Annotated in this window: 14 protein-coding genes; all 14 read left to right on the plus strand. The window is 72.4% G+C overall.

The genetic code is table 11. From position 1 onward, the window contains the following. Window positions 1–23 precede the first annotated feature (23 nt). A complete protein-coding gene (gene gcvH, locus AB0883_RS29950) occupies window positions 24–416 on the plus strand; it encodes a glycine cleavage system protein GcvH (protein WP_366644633.1) in 393 nt (130 codons plus the stop codon). Then, window positions 413–1,687: a serine hydroxymethyltransferase gene (gene glyA / locus AB0883_RS29955; protein ID WP_366644634.1), complete on the plus strand. Its 1,275-nt coding sequence runs from the start codon at window positions 413–415 to the stop codon at window positions 1,685–1,687. The genes gcvH and glyA overlap by 4 nt, the downstream gene beginning before the upstream one ends. Before the next feature lie 105 nt (window positions 1,688–1,792). After that, window positions 1,793–2,728 (plus strand): proline dehydrogenase family protein, encoded by a 936-nt coding sequence (locus tag AB0883_RS29960; RefSeq protein WP_366644635.1) that lies wholly within the window; start codon window positions 1,793–1,795, stop codon window positions 2,726–2,728. Window positions 2,729–2,771: 43 nt separating this feature from the next. Continuing rightward, on the plus strand, window positions 2,772–4,142 hold the full coding sequence (locus AB0883_RS29965) for an L-serine ammonia-lyase (RefSeq protein ID WP_366644636.1): 1,371 nt from the start codon (window positions 2,772–2,774) through the stop codon (window positions 4,140–4,142). 207 nt (window positions 4,143–4,349) lie between these two features. After that, complete coding sequence (locus AB0883_RS29970) at window positions 4,350–5,726, plus strand: FAD-dependent monooxygenase (RefSeq protein WP_366644637.1); 1,377 nt, start codon at window positions 4,350–4,352, stop codon at window positions 5,724–5,726. Window positions 5,727–5,940: 214 nt separating this feature from the next. Beyond that, window positions 5,941–7,299, plus strand: coding sequence for an MFS transporter (locus AB0883_RS29975; protein ID WP_366644638.1), 1,359 nt, complete (start codon window positions 5,941–5,943; stop codon window positions 7,297–7,299). Between the two features lie 559 nt (window positions 7,300–7,858). Beyond that, complete coding sequence (locus tag AB0883_RS29980) at window positions 7,859–9,079, plus strand: DegT/DnrJ/EryC1/StrS family aminotransferase (protein WP_366644639.1); 1,221 nt, start codon at window positions 7,859–7,861, stop codon at window positions 9,077–9,079. A gap of 22 nt (window positions 9,080–9,101) precedes the next feature. Next, complete coding sequence (locus AB0883_RS29985; RefSeq protein ID WP_366644640.1) at window positions 9,102–10,262, plus strand: FAD-dependent oxidoreductase; 1,161 nt, start codon at window positions 9,102–9,104, stop codon at window positions 10,260–10,262. Continuing rightward, entirely contained in the window at window positions 10,259–15,364 is a 5,106-nt protein-coding gene (locus tag AB0883_RS29990; protein WP_366644641.1) for an amino acid adenylation domain-containing protein, read from the plus strand. The genes AB0883_RS29985 and AB0883_RS29990 overlap by 4 nt, the downstream gene beginning before the upstream one ends. A 19-nt stretch (window positions 15,365–15,383) precedes the next feature. Then, window positions 15,384–16,328 carry an ornithine cyclodeaminase family protein gene (locus AB0883_RS29995; protein ID WP_366644642.1) on the plus strand — a complete coding sequence of 315 codons (945 nt, stop codon included), beginning with the start codon at window positions 15,384–15,386 and terminating at the stop codon, window positions 16,326–16,328. After that, window positions 16,325–17,155, plus strand: a complete 831-nt coding sequence (locus AB0883_RS30000) for an alpha/beta fold hydrolase (RefSeq protein ID WP_366644643.1) — start codon at window positions 16,325–16,327, stop codon at window positions 17,153–17,155. The genes AB0883_RS29995 and AB0883_RS30000 overlap by 4 nt, the downstream gene beginning before the upstream one ends. Further along, window positions 17,152–17,373 (plus strand): MbtH family protein, encoded by a 222-nt coding sequence (locus tag AB0883_RS30005; RefSeq protein WP_366644644.1) that lies wholly within the window; start codon window positions 17,152–17,154, stop codon window positions 17,371–17,373. Before AB0883_RS30000 ends, AB0883_RS30005 begins: the two co-directional genes overlap by 4 nt. An 8-nt stretch (window positions 17,374–17,381) precedes the next feature. Further along, a complete protein-coding gene (locus AB0883_RS30010) occupies window positions 17,382–18,185 on the plus strand; it encodes a ferritin-like domain-containing protein (protein WP_366644645.1) in 804 nt (267 codons plus the stop codon). 23 nt (window positions 18,186–18,208) lie between these two features. After that, window positions 18,209–18,528 (plus strand): condensation domain-containing protein (locus AB0883_RS30015; protein ID WP_366644646.1); only part of this gene is annotated, 320 nt, incomplete at its 3' end.

The raw sequence follows: 18,528 nt of genomic DNA on the forward strand, positions 1-18,528 counted from the left end.
CCATCCCCCCAGGAGTGACGACCATGGACGTACCCGCGCGTCTGCGCTACAGCCGCAACCACGAATGGATCGACGACACGGCCGAACCGGCGGCCGTGGGCATCACCGCGTTCGCCGCCGCCGCCCTCGGCGACGTCATCTACGCCGAACTGCCCGAGCTGGGCACCCACCTGAGCGTGGGCGAGGTCTGCGGCGAGGTGGAGTCCACCAAGTCGGTGGCCGAGCTGTACATGCCGGTGAGCGGCGAGATCGTCGCCACCAACGAGGCGGTCGTCGCCGACCCGGGCCTGATCGGCACGGACCCGTACGGGGCGGGCTGGCTGGTGCGCGTGCGGCTGACCGACGCGCCGGCGCTGATGACGGCCGACGAGTACCGCGCCTACCTGGCCGCCGCCGACGGGGCGGGTGCGGCATGAGCCTGCTCGACCGTGAACTGGTCGACGTCGACCCGGAGATCGCCGAGGCGCTCGCCGCCGAGCTGCATCGGCAGCGGCGGACCCTCGGCATGATCGCCTCGGAGAACCACGCGCCCCGGGCGGTCCTGCAGGCGCAGGGCTCGGTCCTCACCAACAAGTACGCCGAGGGCTACCCCGGCCGGCGGTACTACGGCGGCTGCGAGCACGTCGACACCGTGGAGCGCCTGGCGACCGAGCGGGCGAGAGGGCTCTTCGGTGCCGCGTACGCCAACGTGCAACCGCACTCCGGCAGCCAGGCCAACGCCGCGGTGATGGCGGCCCTGCTCGACCCCGGGGACACCATCCTGGGCCTCGACCTCGCCCACGGCGGCCACCTGACCCACGGGACGCGGATCAACTTCTCGGGCCGGCTGTACCGGGCGGTGGGCTACCGGGTGGACGCCGAGAGCTTCCTCGTCGACATGGACGCCGTCGAGCGGCTGGCGCACGAGCACCGGCCGAAGATGCTGGTGGCGGGCTGGTCGGCGTACCCGAGGACCCTGGACTTCGCCCGGTTCCGCCGCATCGCCGACGCCGTCGGCGCGTACCTGCTGGTCGACATGGCGCACTTCGCCGGGCTGGTCGCCGCCGGGCTGCACCCCAACCCGGTGCCGCACGCCCACGTGGTCACCCTGACCACCCACAAGACGCTCGGTGGCCCGCGTGGCGGCGCCATCCTCAGCGCGGACACCGACCTGGCCCGGCGCCTCGACTCGGCGGTCTTCCCCGGCCAGCAGGGCGGCCCGCTGGAACACACCATCGCAGGCAAGGCGGTGGCGTTCCGGATCGCCGCCGGCGAGGAGTTCCGCGACCAGCAACGACGCGCCCTGCGCGGAGCGCGGATCGTCGCCGGACGCCTGGGCGCCGCCGACGCGCACGACGCCGGCATCCGGGTGGTCGGCGGCGGCACCGACGTGCACCTGGTGCTAGTCGACCTGCGCGCGGCGAAGCTGGACGGCCTCCAGGCGGAGCGGCTGCTCCAGAGCATCGACGTCACCGTCAACCGCAACGCCGTACCGTTCGACCCCCGTCCGCCGATGGTGACCTCGGGACTGCGGATCGGCACGCCGGGGCTGGCCACCCGGGGCTTCGCCGACGCCGACTTCGCCGAGGTCGCCGACATCGTCGCCACCGCGTTGACGACGGCCGAGGGCGGCGAGGAACTGCGGGCGCGGGTCCGCCGCCTCGCCGACCGGCATCCGCTCTACGCGGGCCCCACGGTCCGCCCGTGAACCATCCGCCGGGGCGCGGGCGTTCACCGCGCTCCCGGCGGCACCAACCCCGCCCGCCGTCGTCCGGCGACGGCATCGGGACTCGGCTCTCCGGAAAGGCGTTCCATGCCGAACAAGCTCCTGCTCCTGGCCGCGGGGAACGACCGCATGCGCGCACTGGTCTCGCGATCGTCCCTGACCCGGGGAATCGTCCACCGGTTCGTCGCGGGCGAGGAGGATCGTGAGGTGGTCGGGGTGGCTCGCCGGCTCGCCGGGGTGGGCCTCCAGGTCACGATCGACCACCTCGGCGAGGGGACGACGGCGCTCGCGCAGGCCGAGGCCACCCGCGACACGTACCTCGCGCTGCTGTGGTCGCTGCACGCCGCTGACCTGGCCACCGCCGCCGAGGTCTCGCTGAAGGTCTCGGCGCTCGGTGGGTCGTTACCGGGCGACGGGTACGGGCACGCCCTGCGGCTGACCCGCGACGTCTGTGCCGCCGCCGCGGCCGTCGGCTCAGGCGTCACGATCGACATGGAGGACCACACCACCGTCGACGCGACCCTCTCCCTGCTCGGCGACCTGCGTGCGGAGTTCCCCTGGGTCGGCGTCGCCCTCCAGGCGTGCCTGCGGCGCACGGCGGACGACTGTCGGCGGCTCGCCCACCCGGGCAGCCGGGTCCGCCTGGTGAAGGGCGCCTACGCCGAACCCGCCTCGGTGGCGTTCGTGAAGAAGCGCCAGGTCGACGACGAGTTCCGGCGGTGCCTTCGCATCCTGATGGAGGGGCAGGGGTATCCGATGATCGCCACCCACGACCCGAAGCTCATCGAGCACACCCTGCACCTGGCGCGGCAGGGCGGGCGGAGCGTCGAGGACTTCGAGTTCCAGATGCTGTACGGCATCCGCGAGAACGAGCAGTTGCGACTGGCCTCGGGCGGGAACCGGATGCGGGTCTACCTGCCGTACGGCCGCGACTGGTACGCGTACTTCATGCGGCGACTCGCCGAGAAGCCGGCGAACCTGCTGCTGCTGGCCCGCTCGTTCACGCCCGGTTCCGCCAATTGAGCCACCGCCGCCGGGTGCGGCCGACGCGACAGGAAGTACGGTCATGATCAGTGTTTTCGATCTGTTCAGTGTCGGTATCGGGCCGTCCAGCTCGCACACGGTGGGGCCGATGCGGGCCGCTCGGATGTTCGTGGCGGGGTTGAAGGCCGACGGGTTGCTGGCCGGCACCGTCCGGGTGCGGGCGGAACTGTTCGGCTCGCTCGGCGCGACCGGGCACGGCCACGGCAGCGACCGGGCGGTGCTGCTCGGGCTGGCCGGGGAGGCCCCGGAGACGGTCGACACCGACGCGGTGGACGGGCGGGTCGCCCGGATCCGTGCCGAGGGGCGGCTGGGCCTGCTCGACGCGCACGAGATCGACTTCGATGCGGACCGCGATGTGGTGCTGCACCGGCGCCGGTCGTTGCCGTACCACCCGAACGGGATGACCTTCGTGGCGTACGACGACCGGGGCGCGGAGCTGCGGGCCCGGACGTACTACTCCGTCGGCGGCGGGTTCGTGGTCGACGAGGCGGCGGCCGGGGCGGACCGGATCAGGTCCGACGCCACGCGGGTGCGGTATCCGTTTCTGACCGGTGCGCAGTTGCTCGGTGTGACCGCGTCGACGGGGCTGTCGATCAGTGGGGTGATGCTCGCCAACGAGCTGTCCTGGCGTGGTGAGGGCGAGGTGCGCGCCGGTCTGCTGGAGATCTGGCGGGTGATGCGCGAGTGCGTCGAGCGGGGCTGTTCGCGTGACGGGGTGCTGCCGGGTGGGTTGAGGGTCCGCCGTCGCGCCGCCGAGTTGCGTCGCAGTCTGGAGACGGAGTCCGACCCGGCGGATGCGTTGCGGGCGATGGACTGGGTGACCCTCTTCGCCCTGGCCGTCAACGAGGAGAACGCCGCCGGCGGCCGGGTCGTCACCGCGCCCACCAACGGGGCGGCCGGCATCATCCCGGCGGTGCTGCACTACTACACCCGTTTCGTGCCGGGCGCCTGCGAGGAGGGAGTGGTGCGGTTCCTGCTGGCGGCGGGTGCGATCGGCGTGTTGTTCAAGGAGAACGCGTCGATCTCGGGCGCGGAGGTGGGCTGCCAGGGTGAGGTGGGCTCGGCCTGTTCGATGGCCGCCGCCGGGTTGGCCGAGGCGTTGGGCGGCACCCCCGAGCAGGTGGAGAACGCCGCCGAGATCGGCATGGAGCACAACCTCGGGCTGACCTGCGACCCGGTTGGTGGTCTGGTGCAGATCCCCTGCATCGAGCGCAACGCGGTGGCTAGCATCAAGGCGATCACGGCCGCCCGGCTGGCGCTGCGCGGCGACGGGGTGCACCACGTCTCGCTGGACAAGGTCATCAAGACCATGCGCGAGACCGGCGCGGACATGAAGGTGAAATACAAGGAGACGGCACGCGGCGGGCTCGCGGTCAACGTCATCGAGTGCTGAACCGCTGCGGCGCGCGTGGCCGGGCCGGTGACGTCGGCACCCGCCGCGTCCCGGCTCGGGGCCACGCCTGCGCGTCTCCCGCTCGGGGCCGACCCCTGTGCGACGATCGTCGGGCGTCGCGCCGACCGGTCCGTCCCGCCGGTCCGCCCACGCACCGGTCTCTGGCAGGCAGGCGGGAAGGCCCCCGCGTACCCCTTGGAGAGCACGATGTCCATGTCCCCGGCCCGGGTCCTCGCCGCCCTGAACGCGGTGCGGCCGCCCGACCAGGCGTCCCCGGTCATCGGCAGGGCCGTCGTGGCCGGCGGCAGCGTCGCCGGGTTGCTGGCGGCCCGCGTGTTGTCCGACTACGCCGAGAGCGTCGTCGTCGTCGACCGCGACGATCCACACGCGACCGGCGGCCGGCCGGGCGTGCCACAGGGGACGCAGCTGCACGCGCTGCTGCCCGGCGGCTTCCTCCAGCTCGAGCAGCTGTTCCCCGGCTTCCGGGAGCAGGCCGTGGCCCGGGGGGCGGTCGAGGCGCCGCCGGCGGCCAGGCGGAGCTACCTCGACGGACGCCTGAAGGTCGTCGTGCCCGACGACGCCGACAGCCTGGCGGGCACCCGGCCCCTGCTGGAGGATCTGATCCGCCAGCGGGTGCTGCGGTTGCCCAACGTCAAGACGATCACCGCCCGCGCCACGGGCCTCGTGTTCGACGGCGCCGCCGTCACCGGGGTCCGCTGCGAGGCCGGCGGGGCGGCGGGCGTCGAGTCGGGTGAGCTGGTGGTGGACGCCATGGGGCGATCGAGCAGGGTCTCCGAGTGGTTGGAGCAGGCCGGCGGGGAGCGGCCCGCCCTGCGGCGGATGACCGTCAACCTCAACTACGCGACCGCCCTGTTCCGCCGCCGGGAGGCGGACCCGGCGGCCACGGTGGTCATGGCACTGCACACTCCGGGGATGTCCTCGGACGTGGCCGGCGCCGCGTTCTTCGCCGTCGAGGACGGCCGCTGGATGGCCATGATGGCCGGCTACGGCGACAACCGTCCGGGGCGTACCGCGGACGACTTCGTCCGCCGGCTGCGCGAGCAGTTCCCGCCGGAGTTCGGCGAGGTCGCCGGGAACGAACTGCTCGGCGACGTCCGGACCTACCGCCACGCCGACAGCCGGCGGCGGGACTTCCACGCGCTGAAGCGGCTCCCGGCCGGGCTCGTCAGCGTCGGCGACGCGGTCGCGTCGTTCAACCCGGTGTACGGGCAGGGGATGACGGCGGCGGCCCTGCACGCGGCCTGCCTGTCGACGTACCTGCGGTCGGGCCCGGATCTGGGCTCGCCCGCGCGCCGCTTCTTCGCCCTGCAGAAGGTCGTGGTCGACGTCGCCTGGTCGATGTCGACCTCCGCCGACCTGGCGCTGCCGCACGTCGACGGGCCCTACCCGCGCGGCTACCGGCTCTCCAGCTGGGTCAGCAGGCGGATCGTCACGGCGACCGTCACCGACGTGCCGACCGCACGGCGCTTCAACGAGGTCGTGTCGATGCGTGCCCACCCGAGTTCGCTGGCCATACCCGGCGTGATCCTGGGCGCGCTGCGCGCCAACCGCCGCGCCCGCTGACGGGCCGCCGACGCCACCCGGCGCGGCGACCGCAGCACACGGTCCATGCGAACGACACGGGCAGGAACGCATTTCGGGCCGGTCGACCGAGAGGCCTCCGACTGGGGACGATCAATAGGTAAGGGAGGAGACAAATCCCCGGCGCGGGTTGACAGTCGCCCTCCCGCCGCTAACGTCGAGCCAGTTCGACTCGACCATCGGGGGAGGGCGCAGAATGGTGCCGTTGGCCGCCGGGCAGAGGCGCAACGTCGCTTTGTTCGTCGTGGTCTCCCTGGTTTCCGGATTCGGCGGCACGGCAATGTCCCTGGTCGCCGGGATCTGGGTGATGGCCCTGACCAATTCCGCCAGCCTCGCCGCGATGGCGGGCTTCTGCGTCTTCTTCCCGACCCTCTTCGGGCCGTTGCTGGGCGCACTCGTCGACCGGTTACCCCGCCGGCCGCTGCTGGTCTGGACGAATCTGGTGGTGGCCGCCTCGCTCCTGCTGCTGCTGGCCGTGCGGTCGGCGGATCAGGTCTGGCTGTTGTACGTCGTCATGCTCGGGTACGGGATCAGTTACGTGTTGCTCGACGCCGCTGAGGCCGCGTGGCTGCCGGCGGCGCTTCCCGGTGACGCGCTGGGCCGGGTGAACGGCCTCCGCATGAGCGCGCAGGAGGGGGCCAAGCTCCTGGCGCCGTTGCTCGGCGCGGGTCTCTTCACGCTGCTGGGCGGGGCGGGGGTCGCGGCGCTTGCGGCCGTCATGCTGATCATCGCCGCCGCGCTCTACCGCCTCGTCCGGGCACCGGAGTCGCGGCCACCGGTGCGGCGACGGCGGATCGTGGACGAGACCTGGGAGGGCATCCGGTTCCTGCTGGGCGATGCCCGCCTGCGGGCGATCGTGCTCGTCGGCGCGCTCGTGGTGACGATGTCCGGACTCACGACGGCCGCCACGTTCGCCGTGGTCGACGAGGGCCTGGGACTGTCGGTGGCGTTCATGGGCGTGCTGTCCTCCGCGCAGGGCGCCGGTGCTCTGGCCGGGGGCCTGCTCACCGGACGACTGATGGCCAGCCGGGGGGAGGCACTGGTCGGGACGTTGGGCGCGGTCCTGTTCGCAGCCGGAACCGCGGCGCGCCTGCTGCCCTGGACGCCCGGCGTCGTGGCCAGCAGCGTCGTCGTCGGTGTGGGTCTGCCCTGGGCGGTGGTCGCGGCGATGACGGCGGTGCAACGACGGACGCCGCAGGACCTGCTGGGGCGGGTCGCCGGCACCGCCAGCACCGTCCTGTTCGGCCCGATGGCGATAGGCATCCCACTGGGCGCCTGGCTCGTCGCCGTCGCGGACTACCGCCTGACCCTCGTCGCCGTGGCGATCCTGACCGTCATCGGTGGCCTGCTGCTGACGGGCCGTGCGTCCGTCACCAGGGCCGACGGTGAAGGCGCGGTGGCAGGCGGAGGCGCGACGCCGGACCGGGCGGGCACGCCGGAGAGCGGGGTGGCGGTCGAGGGCGGCTCCCCCGCGCGGCGGGGGAGCGCCGAGGCCGGCGTTCGCGTGTCGGACGGCGACGCGCACGGCCCGGTGGAGGCCCGTGAGGTCGGCTGACCGCCCGGGGCGAGGGGGCGCCGCCGTCCTCGGTCCCGCCCGGACACCCACGTTCCTCGCCGACCACCCGCGTCGCCGGCCCTGCCCTTGATCGTCCTGCCAGGTACTTCGCCGGGTCGCCCCCGGCCCGTGTACCGGGCCGCACCGGCCGTCCGCTGACTGTGCCCGGTCGGGACGTTGCCTTGCCGGACGCGTCGCCCGGACAGCCGGTGTCGCAGCTCGGCCCCGGTGGTGATGCGGCCTGCGCGCCCGCCCGTACCGAACCGCCCTCCATCGTGGATGCCCGGCCCGCGGTCGGCGCCCGCGCCGTCGATGCCCGCGCCGTCGGATCCCGTCCCGACCGACCCTCGGGCGGCGTGACCGTGTCCCGCCGGCGGGACACGGCGGGCGTTTCCCGAAGCGCCGGAAACGGTACGGGCGATCCGGCGACCGGCCGACGAAGGTGAGCTGACAGGCCGGCCGAACAGAATCATCGGGACGCCGTACGGCAGCCGATGTCGAGACCCTGACGGAATTGCTCGCGGGTCTCACGTACGGCCCGATTCGAGAGGGCCTGATCTTGACAAGTCCGACGCGGCCCGGAGTTCCGTATCCCACGCTGGGCAGCATTCTCGGTGACGAGGAAGTAAGGGCCGTCGCCGACGTGCTGTTGTCGCGCGAGCGGTTGTCGCAGGGCTCCTGGAGGCGCAGGTTCGAGGAGGCGTTCAGGGCCTACACGGGTGCCGCGCACGCCCTCACGGTGACCAGTGGAACCGTCGCTCTCCGGCTGGCGATCCAACTTCTTGATCTGCGGGCGGGCGACGAGGTCGTGGTGACGCCGCAGACCTACCAGGCGACGGCGCAGCCGCTTCTCGACTATCCGGCGACGGTGCGCTTCTGCGACATCGATCCGAACTCGCTGAACGTGGACGTGAACAGGCTCGCGGAGCTGGTGAACCAGCGCACGAAGGCGGTGATCATCGTCCACTACGGCGGCCTGCCGGCCGACATGGCCGCCATCCGGGAACTGTCGCAGCGCCACGACTTCGTCATCATCGAGGACTGCGCCCACGCACTCGGTGCCGAGTACCTCGGCGAACGGCCGGGCGTGCTCGGAGACATCGGTTGCTTCAGCTTCCATTCGACGAAGAACATCACCACCCTCGGCGAGGGCGGCATGCTGACGCTGAACCGCGACGACTGGGCCGAGCGCATCACCCGGCTGCGCAACAACGAGTGCGACGCGGTGTACCGGCCGGCCGCACCGGACCTGCCGAAGGTGCCCCGAGCCATGTTCGACGGGCTGGCCCACAGCAGCGAGTGCGTCGGCGTACGCGCCGCGGGGACCAACGCGACCCTGAGCGAACCGGCCGCCGCCGTCGGATTGGTGCAACTTCGGAAGTTGGCCGCGCTCACCGAGGCGAGGCGACGCGTCGCGGCCCAGCTCGACGAGGCTCTCGCCGCCCATCCGGGTGTACGCCTCCAGCTGGCACCCGACGGCGTTCGACACTCGTACCACCTGTACACGATGTTCGTCCGGCCGGAGCAGGGGATCGTGCGGGACCGGGTCGTCGAGCGCCTGGTGCAGCTCGGGGTGGACGTGTGGCTGCGGTACTTCCCGGTGCACCTGCTACCCGAGTGGCGTAACCGGGGCAGCGGGCTCGGCGACTGCCCGGTCGCCGAGCGGTGCTGGTTCGAGGAGCAGATCAACCTGCCGTGCCATCCGGCCTTCGGCGATGTCGACGTGAAGACGATGGTCGCCGCGCTCGGCGACGCGCTGGACTACGGAACCCGTTCCTAGTGACGGTTGAGGGGAGCATCTGATGGCGAACGCGGACAGGACCTTCGACGTCGCCGTGATCGGCGGTGGTGCCGTCGGGCTCGCCGCGGCGTGGCAGGCGAGCGCCGCGGGGTTGTCCGTGGTGCTCTTCGAGCGGGGACCGCTCTTCCACGACAACGGAAGCTCCGGCGGTGCCGAACGGCAGTGGCGTGTTCAGTACAGCGAGGAACCGTTGGCCCGCCTGGTGCTCGCGTCCGTTCCGACGTGGGACCGACTGGAACGGGCCATCGACCGTCCGCTCATCCATCGCACCGGCAGCCTGTGGTTCGGCGACATCGACCAGGACAGCAACGAGGGGCAGATCCGGGCGGCGGCGGACGTACTGGAGCGACTGTCGCTCGGCTACGAGTGGCTCGGTGCCCGCGACATCGAGAAGCGGTACGGGTTCGCCGACCTGCCGGAGCACTACCAGGGTTTCTACCAGCCCGACGGCGGCGTGATCGACGTGCGGGGCACGCTCTGGGCGCTGTACACGCTGGCGGTGGCCAGCGGGGCCGAGATCCGACCCCAGGTCACCGTCCTGGGCCTGGAGCCCACCGCCGCCGACGTGGAGGTGGCCACCGCCGACGGCAGCGTCCGCGCCCGCGCCGTGGTCGTCGCCGCCGGTGCGGGCACCACAGCGTTGCTGGAGGCGCTGGGTCTCCGGCTCGGAATGCGGACCTTCGAGATGCCGTCGGCCTACTTCCGGTTGCGGGACCCGTCGGTCGGCTATCCGACGTGGTTCGCCTTCGAACCGACGACCGAGGCCGACGACGCGCTCTACTACGGGTTCGGTCGCAATCCGTGGGGTCGCCGGGACGTGGTCCGGGTCGCGCCCGACTCGGAGGCGCACCCCCTTGCGGACGCCGCCCAGGCCACCGGCGTGCCCCGGGACGACGACCTGCGCAGGCTCTCCGCGTGGGTGGCCCGGCACCTGCCGAACCTCGAGCCGACGCCCCTGCAGGCGTCGACATGCCTGGTCACCCTGCCCGAGGAGCATCATCAGGCGTTCCGCGTGGGCCGGGTTCCGGGCGCCGAACGAGTCGTCTACTGCACCTCGGGCTGGATCTTCAAGTTCGTCCCGATGCTGGGCCAGGTCTGTGTCGACCTGGCGCTGCGCGGCGCGGTGGCCCGTGACGTAGCCGACCTCCTGCCGGGCTCATGACGCTCTCCACGCGAGACCGCGAGCCGGAGCCCGTACCGCCGCTGGCGGGCCCCTCCTCCTCCGCGACCACGGCGTACCTCGCCGCCGGCGGCATCGCCGCGGCGTTCGCCCGGGTCGTCGCGTCCACCCCGGACGCGACGGCGGTGGTCAGTGCCGGCCGCAGGTTCTCCTACCGCGAGATCGACCGCCGGGCCGACCTGCTGGCCGACGGGCTGCCCGATCACGTCGGGGTGGAATCGGTGGTGGGCGTGTGCCTGCGCCCCGGCGTGGACCTGGTCGCGGCCGTCCTGGCCGTGGCCAGGCGTGGCGCCGCCTTCCTGCTGATGGACCCGGCCCACCCCCGGGCGCGCCTGGCCCACCTGGTGCGGGCGGCCGGCGCGCGCTGCGTGTTCGTACCCCGAGGGCTGTCCGACGCGCCCATCGGTGACTCGGTGCCGATCGTCGCCGCTCACGACCCGTCGGCACCCGACCTGCCGACACGGTCGCCGCAGCGGGGCCGGCCGGACAACCTCGGGTACGTCGTCTTCACGTCGGGATCGACGGGAGCGCCGAAACCGGTCGGGGTCGACCAGGGCGCCCTGCTGAACCTCATCCGGTGGACGGCAGGGGAGTACCGGATGCGCCCGGACGACCGGCTGCTACCCACCCACGCGCCCGGGTTCGACGCGTCCGTGCGGGAGCTGCTGCTGCCGCTGCTGACCGGGGCGAGTCTCGTGCTCGGCGACGGCGACGAGCGATTCGAGCCGGCAAGGCTGCTGGACGTCGTCTCGGCCGAGGGCGTCACCCTGCTCGACGTCGTGCCGACCCTGCTGAGTCGGCTGCTGGACGAGCCGCAGGCGGGCACCCGGCTGGCCCCGGTACGCCTGATGACCTGCGGCGGTGAGGAACTGCCGGCGTCCACGGCACGGCGCCTGCGCACCGTCGCACCGTGGATCCGGCTGTACAACCAGTACGGCCCGAGCGAGGCCACCGTGGCGGCCACGTCCTGGTCGTGCGCCGACCAGGACGACGACGAGAGGTTGCCGATCGGCACCGCGATCGCCGGGGTGCGGGCGTACGTGCTGGACCAGGACCTGCGACCTGTCGCCCGGGGCGTACCGGGCGAACTGGTCCTCGGCGGTCGGGGCGTGGCGCGCGGCTACCTCGGTGCTGCCGACTGGACCGCGGAGCGGTTCCTGCCGGACCCCTTCCACGGCGCGGCCGGGACGCGGATGTACCGCACCGGTGACCTGGTCCGGGTCCGTGACGACGGCAACCTGGTCTTCCTGGGCCGGCTCGACGACCAGGTGTCGGTGGGCGGCCACCGGATCGAGCCCGGCGAGGTGGCCGCGACGCTGCGCCGCTTCCCGGCGGTCACCGACGCCGCCGTGGTACCCGTCCACGACGGTCCCGGCGCACCGTGCCTGGCCGCCTACGTGGTGCCTGCCGGCGACGGGGTGGACGAGAGCGCGTTGCGTGGCTTCCTGGCCGAGCGGTTGCCGTCGTTCATGATGCCCCGTCACCTGGCGATGGTGGACCGACTGCCCGTGACCGACACCGGCAAGATCGACCGTGATCGGCTGCCCGCCCCGGTCCCGCCGTCGGGCACGCGACGCCCCGGCACCGATACCGAGCGGGCGATCGCCGAGGTGGTCGGGGCCGTTCTGGAACTGTCCACCGTCGGCGCCGACGACGACGTGTTCGCCCTCGGGGCCGACTCGCTGGACGCCACCCGGATCGCCATCCAGGCCGGCACCGTGCTCGGCGTGCACCTGGACGTGCACGACGTCTTCACCCACCGCAGCGTGGCCGCCCTGGCGGAGGCCGCGGCGAGTGCGCCACCCGCCCGGGATCTGCCGGGCGACGAGGCGGACGCGGCGCCGGACGAACTCTCCCTGGCCCAGCGGCGGCTGTGGTTCCTCGACCAGCTGAACCCCGGCAACATCGCCTACAACGTCGGCGTGGGCTACCACGTCAGCGGGGAGCTGGACGTCACCGCCCTCACCGAGGCGCTGCGCGCGGTCGCCGTGCGGCACGAGTGCCTGCGCGGCACGATCGTCGCCCAGGACGGCCGCCCGCAGGTCCGGCTGCTGCCGCCGGAACAGGTCGTCGACCAGCTCACGGTCCGGCCCGTCGGCTCGCCGGGGGAGGCCGAGTCGGTCGCCCGCGCCGAGGCGGCCGAACCGTTCGACCTCGCGGCCGGACCGCTGATGCGGGCCACCGTGCTGCGGATCGGCCCGACCGAACACATGCTGCTGGTGGTCGTGCACCACCTGGTCTTCGACGGCTGGTCGCTGGGCCCGTTCGAACGGCACCTGTCCGCCGCCTACCGTGACGCCCTGCTCGGGCGGCCCCACTCGCCCGCTGCGGGCCGGCAGTACCGGCACTTCGTGGCGTGGCAGCGGCGGCACCTGTCGGAGGAACGCATCAGCGAGGTCGTCGGCTACTGGTCCCGCAGCCTGTCGGGGCTCGATCTCGTCCTGGAGATGCCGGCAGACCGCGCCCACCCGGCGATGCCCTCGTACCGGGCCGCGGCCGTCCCGGTAGGCCTTCCGGCGTCCGTCGCGGCGGACCTGCGCCGGCTGGCCGGCCAACGGCGGGCGACGCTGTTCATGGTGACCTTCGCCGTCTACCAGCTGCTCATCGGTCGCTACACCGGGCGGGACGCGTTCGTCGTCGGCTGCCCGTCGGTCGGCCGGAGCGGGTCGGACTTCGAAGAGGTGGTCGGCTTCTTCGTGAATACGCTGCCGATGCGGGCCGACCTGTCCGGCGACCCCTCGTTCGCCGGTCTCGTGGAGCGGGTGCGGGAAACCGCGACGAGTGCCTACGCCCACCAGGACCTGCCGTTCGAGCGCCTGGCCGAGCATCTCGCGCCGGCCCGCGACCTGAACCGGAACCCGGTGGTGCAGATCTGGTTCGACCTGTTCACCGCGCCGGACTCGTTGGACCTGCCCGGCGCGACCACTCGCTGGCATCCGCCGGCCACCGTCGCGACCAGGTTCGACCTGGAGTTGCACCTGTCCGAGAGCCCGTCGGGGGCGCTCAGCGGAGAACTGGTCTACGCCACCGACCTGTACGAGCGCGAGACCGTCGAGCAGTACGCGCGACACTTCGAAAGCCTCGCCCGACTGGTCGCGGCGCGGCCGGACGTCCCGCTGTCCGAGATCGACATGCTCCGCGACGAGGAGCGCGACCGGATCCTGCGGCGCTGGACCGACACGGCCGCGCCGTACCGGGCCGACCGGACGGTACCGACGCTCTTCGAGGAGCAGGTCGCCCGTACGCCCGACGACGTGGCGCTGGTCTCCGACGGCGTCCGGTTGTCGTTCGCCGAGTTGAACCGCCGCGCGAACCGACTGGCTCATCACCTGCGCGGGCGCGGCGTCCGGCGCGGCCAGGTCGTCGGGTTGTTCCTGCCGCCGGGACCGGACGCCGTCGTCAGCCTGCTGGCGGTCGTCAAGGCGGGCGCCGGGTACCTGCCCGTCGACGTGGACAGCCCGGCCGAGCGGGTCGCCTTCATGCTCGCCGACGCCGGCGCGAAGGTCGTGCTCACCCTCACCGCCCTGGTACCCGACCTGCCGCCCTCCGACCTCGACGACGTGGTGCGCGTGGACGCCGACTCGGCCGCCATCGCCGGTTGTGCCGCCACCGACCCGACCCGGACCACCGGTCCGGACGACCTGCTGTACGTCATCTACACCTCCGGCTCCACGGGGCGTCCCAAGGGGGTGGTGATGACGCACCGGCCCCTGCTCAACCTGCTCGACTGGCAGCTACGCCGGGCCGAGGCGGCCGGACCGACACTGCAGTTCTCCGCCCTGCACTTCGACATCTCGTTCCAGGAGATGTTCTCGAGCTGGCTCTGCGGCCGCCAGGTCGTCCTGCTCGACCGGGACCAGCGGCGCGACCCGGAGCAGCTTCTCTCGGTGATGACAGCGAACGGCGTGCGGCGGCTGTTCTGCACCCCACTGGTGCTGGAACAGATCGCGCAGGCGGCTGCCGGCGGTACTGACCTGCCACCGCTCGTACAGATCGCGACCGCCGGTGAACAACTGCACCTGACCGCCGAGGTGCGCGACCTGCTGCGCCGCCTGCCCGGCGTCGTCCTCGACAACCAGTACGGGCCGACGGAGGCGCACGTCGTCACCGCCGAGATGCTCTCGGGCGACCCGCAGGACTGGCCGGTGTTCCCACTGGTCGGTAGCGCGATCGCGAACACCCGCATCTACCTGCTCGACGAGCGGATGCGGCCGGTGCCGCCACGGGCCGCGGGTGAGGTGTACGTCGGCGGCACCTGCCTCGCCCGTGGCTACATCGGTCGTCCGGACCTCACCGCGGACCGGTTCGTGCCGGATCCGTTCGACGTCGAACCGGGAGCGCGCCTCTACCGCACCGGTGATCTCGCCCGCTGGACCCTCGACGGCCGGATCGAGTTCCTCGGCCGGACCGACCACCAGGTCAAGGTACGCGGATACCGCATCGAGCCGGGCGAGATCGAGGTGAGCCTCACCGGCCATCCGGACGTCGCGGAGGCCGCGGTGCTGGCGGTGGGACACGGGGCGAGCCGGAGCCTGGTGGCCTACCTGGTGCCCCGCCGGGACGGCACACCCGACCCGGGGGAGCTGCGCGGGTTCCTGCTCGCGCGGCTGCCGGCCTACATGATCCCCTCGGCGTTCGTCACCGTGCCGGCGCTGCCGCTGACCGCCGCCGGCAAGCTCGACCGCGTCGGACTGGCCGCGCTCGACGACCACCGGGGCGACGCCGAGCGGGATTCGGCGACCCTGCAACCACACGAACGGATCATCGCGGACATCTGGGCGGGACATCTGTCCGGGCGGGTCGGCCTCGACGAGGACTTCTTCGGTCTGGGCGGTCACTCGCTGATGGCCACCAGCGTGGTCCACGAGATCCGGACCGCCTTCGACATCGCACTGCCGCTACGGGCGATCTTCGAGAACCGGACGGTCCGCGAGTTGGCCGCGACGGTGGCGGCGGCCGTGGTGGCACAGATCGAGGCCATGACAGACGACGACGTCGCCGCCGCCGTTCACGACGCCACGCCGCACGGCGTGGGGAACGTGCCGGCGGGACATGGGAGGGAGCCGGGAGATGCGGGTAATTGACGGTGCGACGGTGCGATCCATGCTGTCGCCTCAGGACCTGGTGCAAGCGATGGGCGAGGCGCTGGCGGATTTCAGCACCGGTCGCGTCGCGCAACACCCACGGGTGACCGTGGAGTCGACGACCAGCCCGGGACGGGTACTCATCATGCCGTCGGCCAGCGCCGACGCGGGGATGGGCCTGAAGGTGCTGTCCATGTTCGACCGCAGCGCCGAACGCGGTCTCCCGCACGTGCAGGGCGTGCTGATCCTCCTGGATTCGACCTACGGGGAGCCGCTCGCGGTCATCGACGGAGTCGCGTTGACCGAGATCCGGACGGCCGCGGTGACCGCCCGCGCCACCGCGCTGCTGGCCCGGCCCGACGCGTCGCGGCTGGCCGTCATCGGTGCCGGCGTGCAGGGCCGGGCGCATCTGGTCGCCCTCGCCGACCTGCGGGACTGGTCACGGATCACCGTGTCCAGCCGGACCGTCGCACGCGCCGAGCAACTCGTCGGTTGGGCACGGCGACAGGGTCTGCCGGCGGAGCTGAGCGACGATCCGGACGCGGCCGTCAAGGACGCCGACGTGATCTGTACGACGACCTCCTCGGCCGGCCCGGTCGTCGCGGACAGCAGCATCGCCCCCGAGGGCGTGCACATCAACGGCGTGGGGGCGTTCGGGGCGACCTGTCGGGAACTGCCGACCGCCCTGGTGCGCCGCGCCGAGGTCTACGTGGACAGCCGCGACGCGGCCCTGCGTGAGGCCGGCGACGTGCTGGTGCCGATCGCCGAGGGCGCTCTCGACGCCAGCCACATCCAGGCCGAACTCGGCGAGGTGATCGCGGGCCGGCACCCGGGCCGTACCGATCCCCGCGCCACCACCCTGTTCAAGTCGCTCGGTCTGGCCGTGGAGGATCTCGTGGCCGCCCGCCTCGTGTACGAGCGGGCGGTCGAACGCGACGCCGGTGTCGTGGTGGGTGCGAGTTGACCGCCGCGATGCGCGACCCGGCGTCGAACGGCCAGCCCGGCGACCGGGACCGGCGGGAGGAGCGGGCGTTCCGGCCCGTCGGCCGGGTCACGGGCGACCGTCCGCAGCTGTTCTGCCTCCCGTACGCCGGCGGGTCGGCCAACGGCTACGACAGTTGGCTGCCGCTGCTTTCCCGCGCGCTGGACGTCTGGGCCGCCGAGCTTCCCGGCCGGGGCACCCGGTTCCACCTGCCTGCCGCCCGGGACGTCGGCGAACTCACCGGTCAGCTCGTCGACGAGATCGAGCCCCTGCTGACCGACCAGGTCGTGCTGTTCGGACACAGCATGGGCGCGGTCCTCGCGCTGGAGCTGGCCCTCCGCCTACAGGCCCGCGGGGCACCGCTGTCGTGCCTGGTCGTCTCGGGCCAACCCGCCCCGGGGTGGCCGCGTGAGAACCGTCTGCACCTGCTCGACGACGCGCAGCTGACCGTGGCGATGAAGGCGATGGGCGGCACGCCGCCCGAGGTGTTCGACTCCGCCGAACTGCTGGAGCTGATGCTGCCGATTCTGCGCGCGGACCTGCGCATGGTCGAGAACCACCGCTTCACGCCGGGGGCGGTCGTCCGGTGCCCCCTCGTCGCGTACGGCTCGGTCGACGATCCGGACGCGACCGGGCCCGCGATCGCGGGCTGGGCGGACCTCACCGAAGGCACGTTCGAGTCACGCATGTTCCCCGGGGACCACTTCTACTTCCAGCAGCACCCCCAGGCGGTCGCCGTCGATCTCACCCGGCGCCTGCTACGTCACCTGTCCACCCCCGATGGGGCGATCTCGGGAGGATCCCAGTGAGTCAGACCGACCAGGCGTCGACGACCCGGTACCGGGTCGTGGTCAACCACGAGGAGCAGTACTCCATCTGGCCGCAGGAGCGGGAGAACCCGCTCGGCTGGGACGACGCGGGGTTCGCCGGCACCAAGGAGGACTGTCTGGCCCACATCCGCGAGGTCTGGACCGACATCACGCCGCTGAGCGTACGCAAGGCGCTGGGCAGCGACGAGACGACCTGAGGACGGACATGGCACTGGTCAGGTACGACCGGGAGATCGACGAGGTGACCGAGAAGTTCCTGGCGGACGCCCGGCGTTCGACGTGGGATCCCAAGGCCACCGCTCGGGCTGCCCTGGAGAAGATCCGCCCCACCGACCCGCTGCTGGAGCTGACCTGGAACCTGGCCAGCGGGAGCGTCTACGCCGAACAGCTGGGCTTGGAGGCGGCGAGCGTCATCGTGACCGAGAGTCCGGACGCCACCGCCAAGCTGATCGGTGCCACCGCCGTGGCCGACGAGGGACGACACAGCGCCGTCTTCGCCTACTACGCCGAGCAGATCGGTGGCGCGGTGGCCCCTCCGCCCGAACCCATCGACGCGCTGTCGCGCGGCCTGATGGCCATGGCGGATCCTGCCGACCGGGCGTTGGCGCACATGCTCCTCGAGGGCTTCGCCGCCGACGAGTTCCTGTGGTTCGTCCGCGGTCTGCGCTCGACCGGGCTCGCCGACGTCTACCGGCTCGTGCGCCGGGACGAGTCGCGACACGTCGGCCTCGGGATGAACTACCTGACGCGTGGGGTGGGCGCGCGACTGCTGTGCGCGACGTCCGCGGAGAATCTGTTGCGCAGCGAGGAGTTTGTCGTGCGTTACAGCGATCTCAACTCGATCGAGACCCTGGTCCGCCAGCTCAACGCGGGCGTGCGCCCCGGGCGCGTCGCGAGTTGGATGCGCCGCCGCCACCAGAAGCGAATGTCGATTATTTTCGCCGCCCGCCCGGATGGGCCGGAACTACAGGCGTACCGCCGCGACCATCCGGTGTGGGCCGTCCAGTGACGGCGGAGACCTCGGGAGATTCCATGATCCGTAGTGCAGGTGACCTGTCCACCGACCGCGCCGAACTGCTGCGACGCCGACTCAACGGGACGGCGGGCGCGACGGACGCGGACGAACGGGGCATCCGGCTGGAGCCGGTGGCGCGGGGTGAGCGGTGGGTGCCGTCGTTCGGGCAGCGGCGGTTGTGGTTCATGGACCAGTTGCAGCCCGGGATCCTCGCCTACAACATGCCGGACGTCGCCTACCGCATTCGTGGTCGGTTGGCGGTGGGGGTGTTGGCGCGGGCGTTGGATGTGGTGGTGCAGCGGCATGAGGTGTTGCGGTGTTGTTTTGAGGTGGTGGA

Origin of the sequence: Micromonospora sp. NPDC047812 (genome assembly GCF_040704175.1) — a bacterium.
Taxonomy (GTDB): domain Bacteria; phylum Actinomycetota; class Actinomycetes; order Mycobacteriales; family Micromonosporaceae; genus Micromonospora.

Bases quoted from the DNA above. Each gene is read 5' to 3' on its own strand.
- gcvH (WP_366644633.1), top strand. From the start codon at position 24: ATGGACGTACCCGCGCGTCTGCGCTACAGCCGCAACCACGAATGGATC.
- glyA (WP_366644634.1), top strand. From the start codon at position 413: ATGAGCCTGCTCGACCGTGAACTGGTCGACGTCGACCCGGAGATCGCC.
- AB0883_RS29960 (WP_366644635.1), top strand. From the start codon at position 1,793: ATGCCGAACAAGCTCCTGCTCCTGGCCGCGGGGAACGACCGCATGCGC.
- AB0883_RS29965 (WP_366644636.1), top strand. From the start codon at position 2,772: ATGATCAGTGTTTTCGATCTGTTCAGTGTCGGTATCGGGCCGTCCAGC.
- AB0883_RS29970 (WP_366644637.1), top strand. From the start codon at position 4,350: ATGTCCATGTCCCCGGCCCGGGTCCTCGCCGCCCTGAACGCGGTGCGG.
- AB0883_RS29975 (WP_366644638.1), top strand. From the start codon at position 5,941: ATGGTGCCGTTGGCCGCCGGGCAGAGGCGCAACGTCGCTTTGTTCGTC.
- AB0883_RS29985 (WP_366644640.1), top strand. From the start codon at position 9,102: ATGGCGAACGCGGACAGGACCTTCGACGTCGCCGTGATCGGCGGTGGT.
- AB0883_RS29990 (WP_366644641.1), top strand. From the start codon at position 10,259: ATGACGCTCTCCACGCGAGACCGCGAGCCGGAGCCCGTACCGCCGCTG.
- AB0883_RS29995 (WP_366644642.1), top strand. From the start codon at position 15,384: ATGCTGTCGCCTCAGGACCTGGTGCAAGCGATGGGCGAGGCGCTGGCG.
- AB0883_RS30010 (WP_366644645.1), top strand. From the start codon at position 17,382: ATGGCACTGGTCAGGTACGACCGGGAGATCGACGAGGTGACCGAGAAG.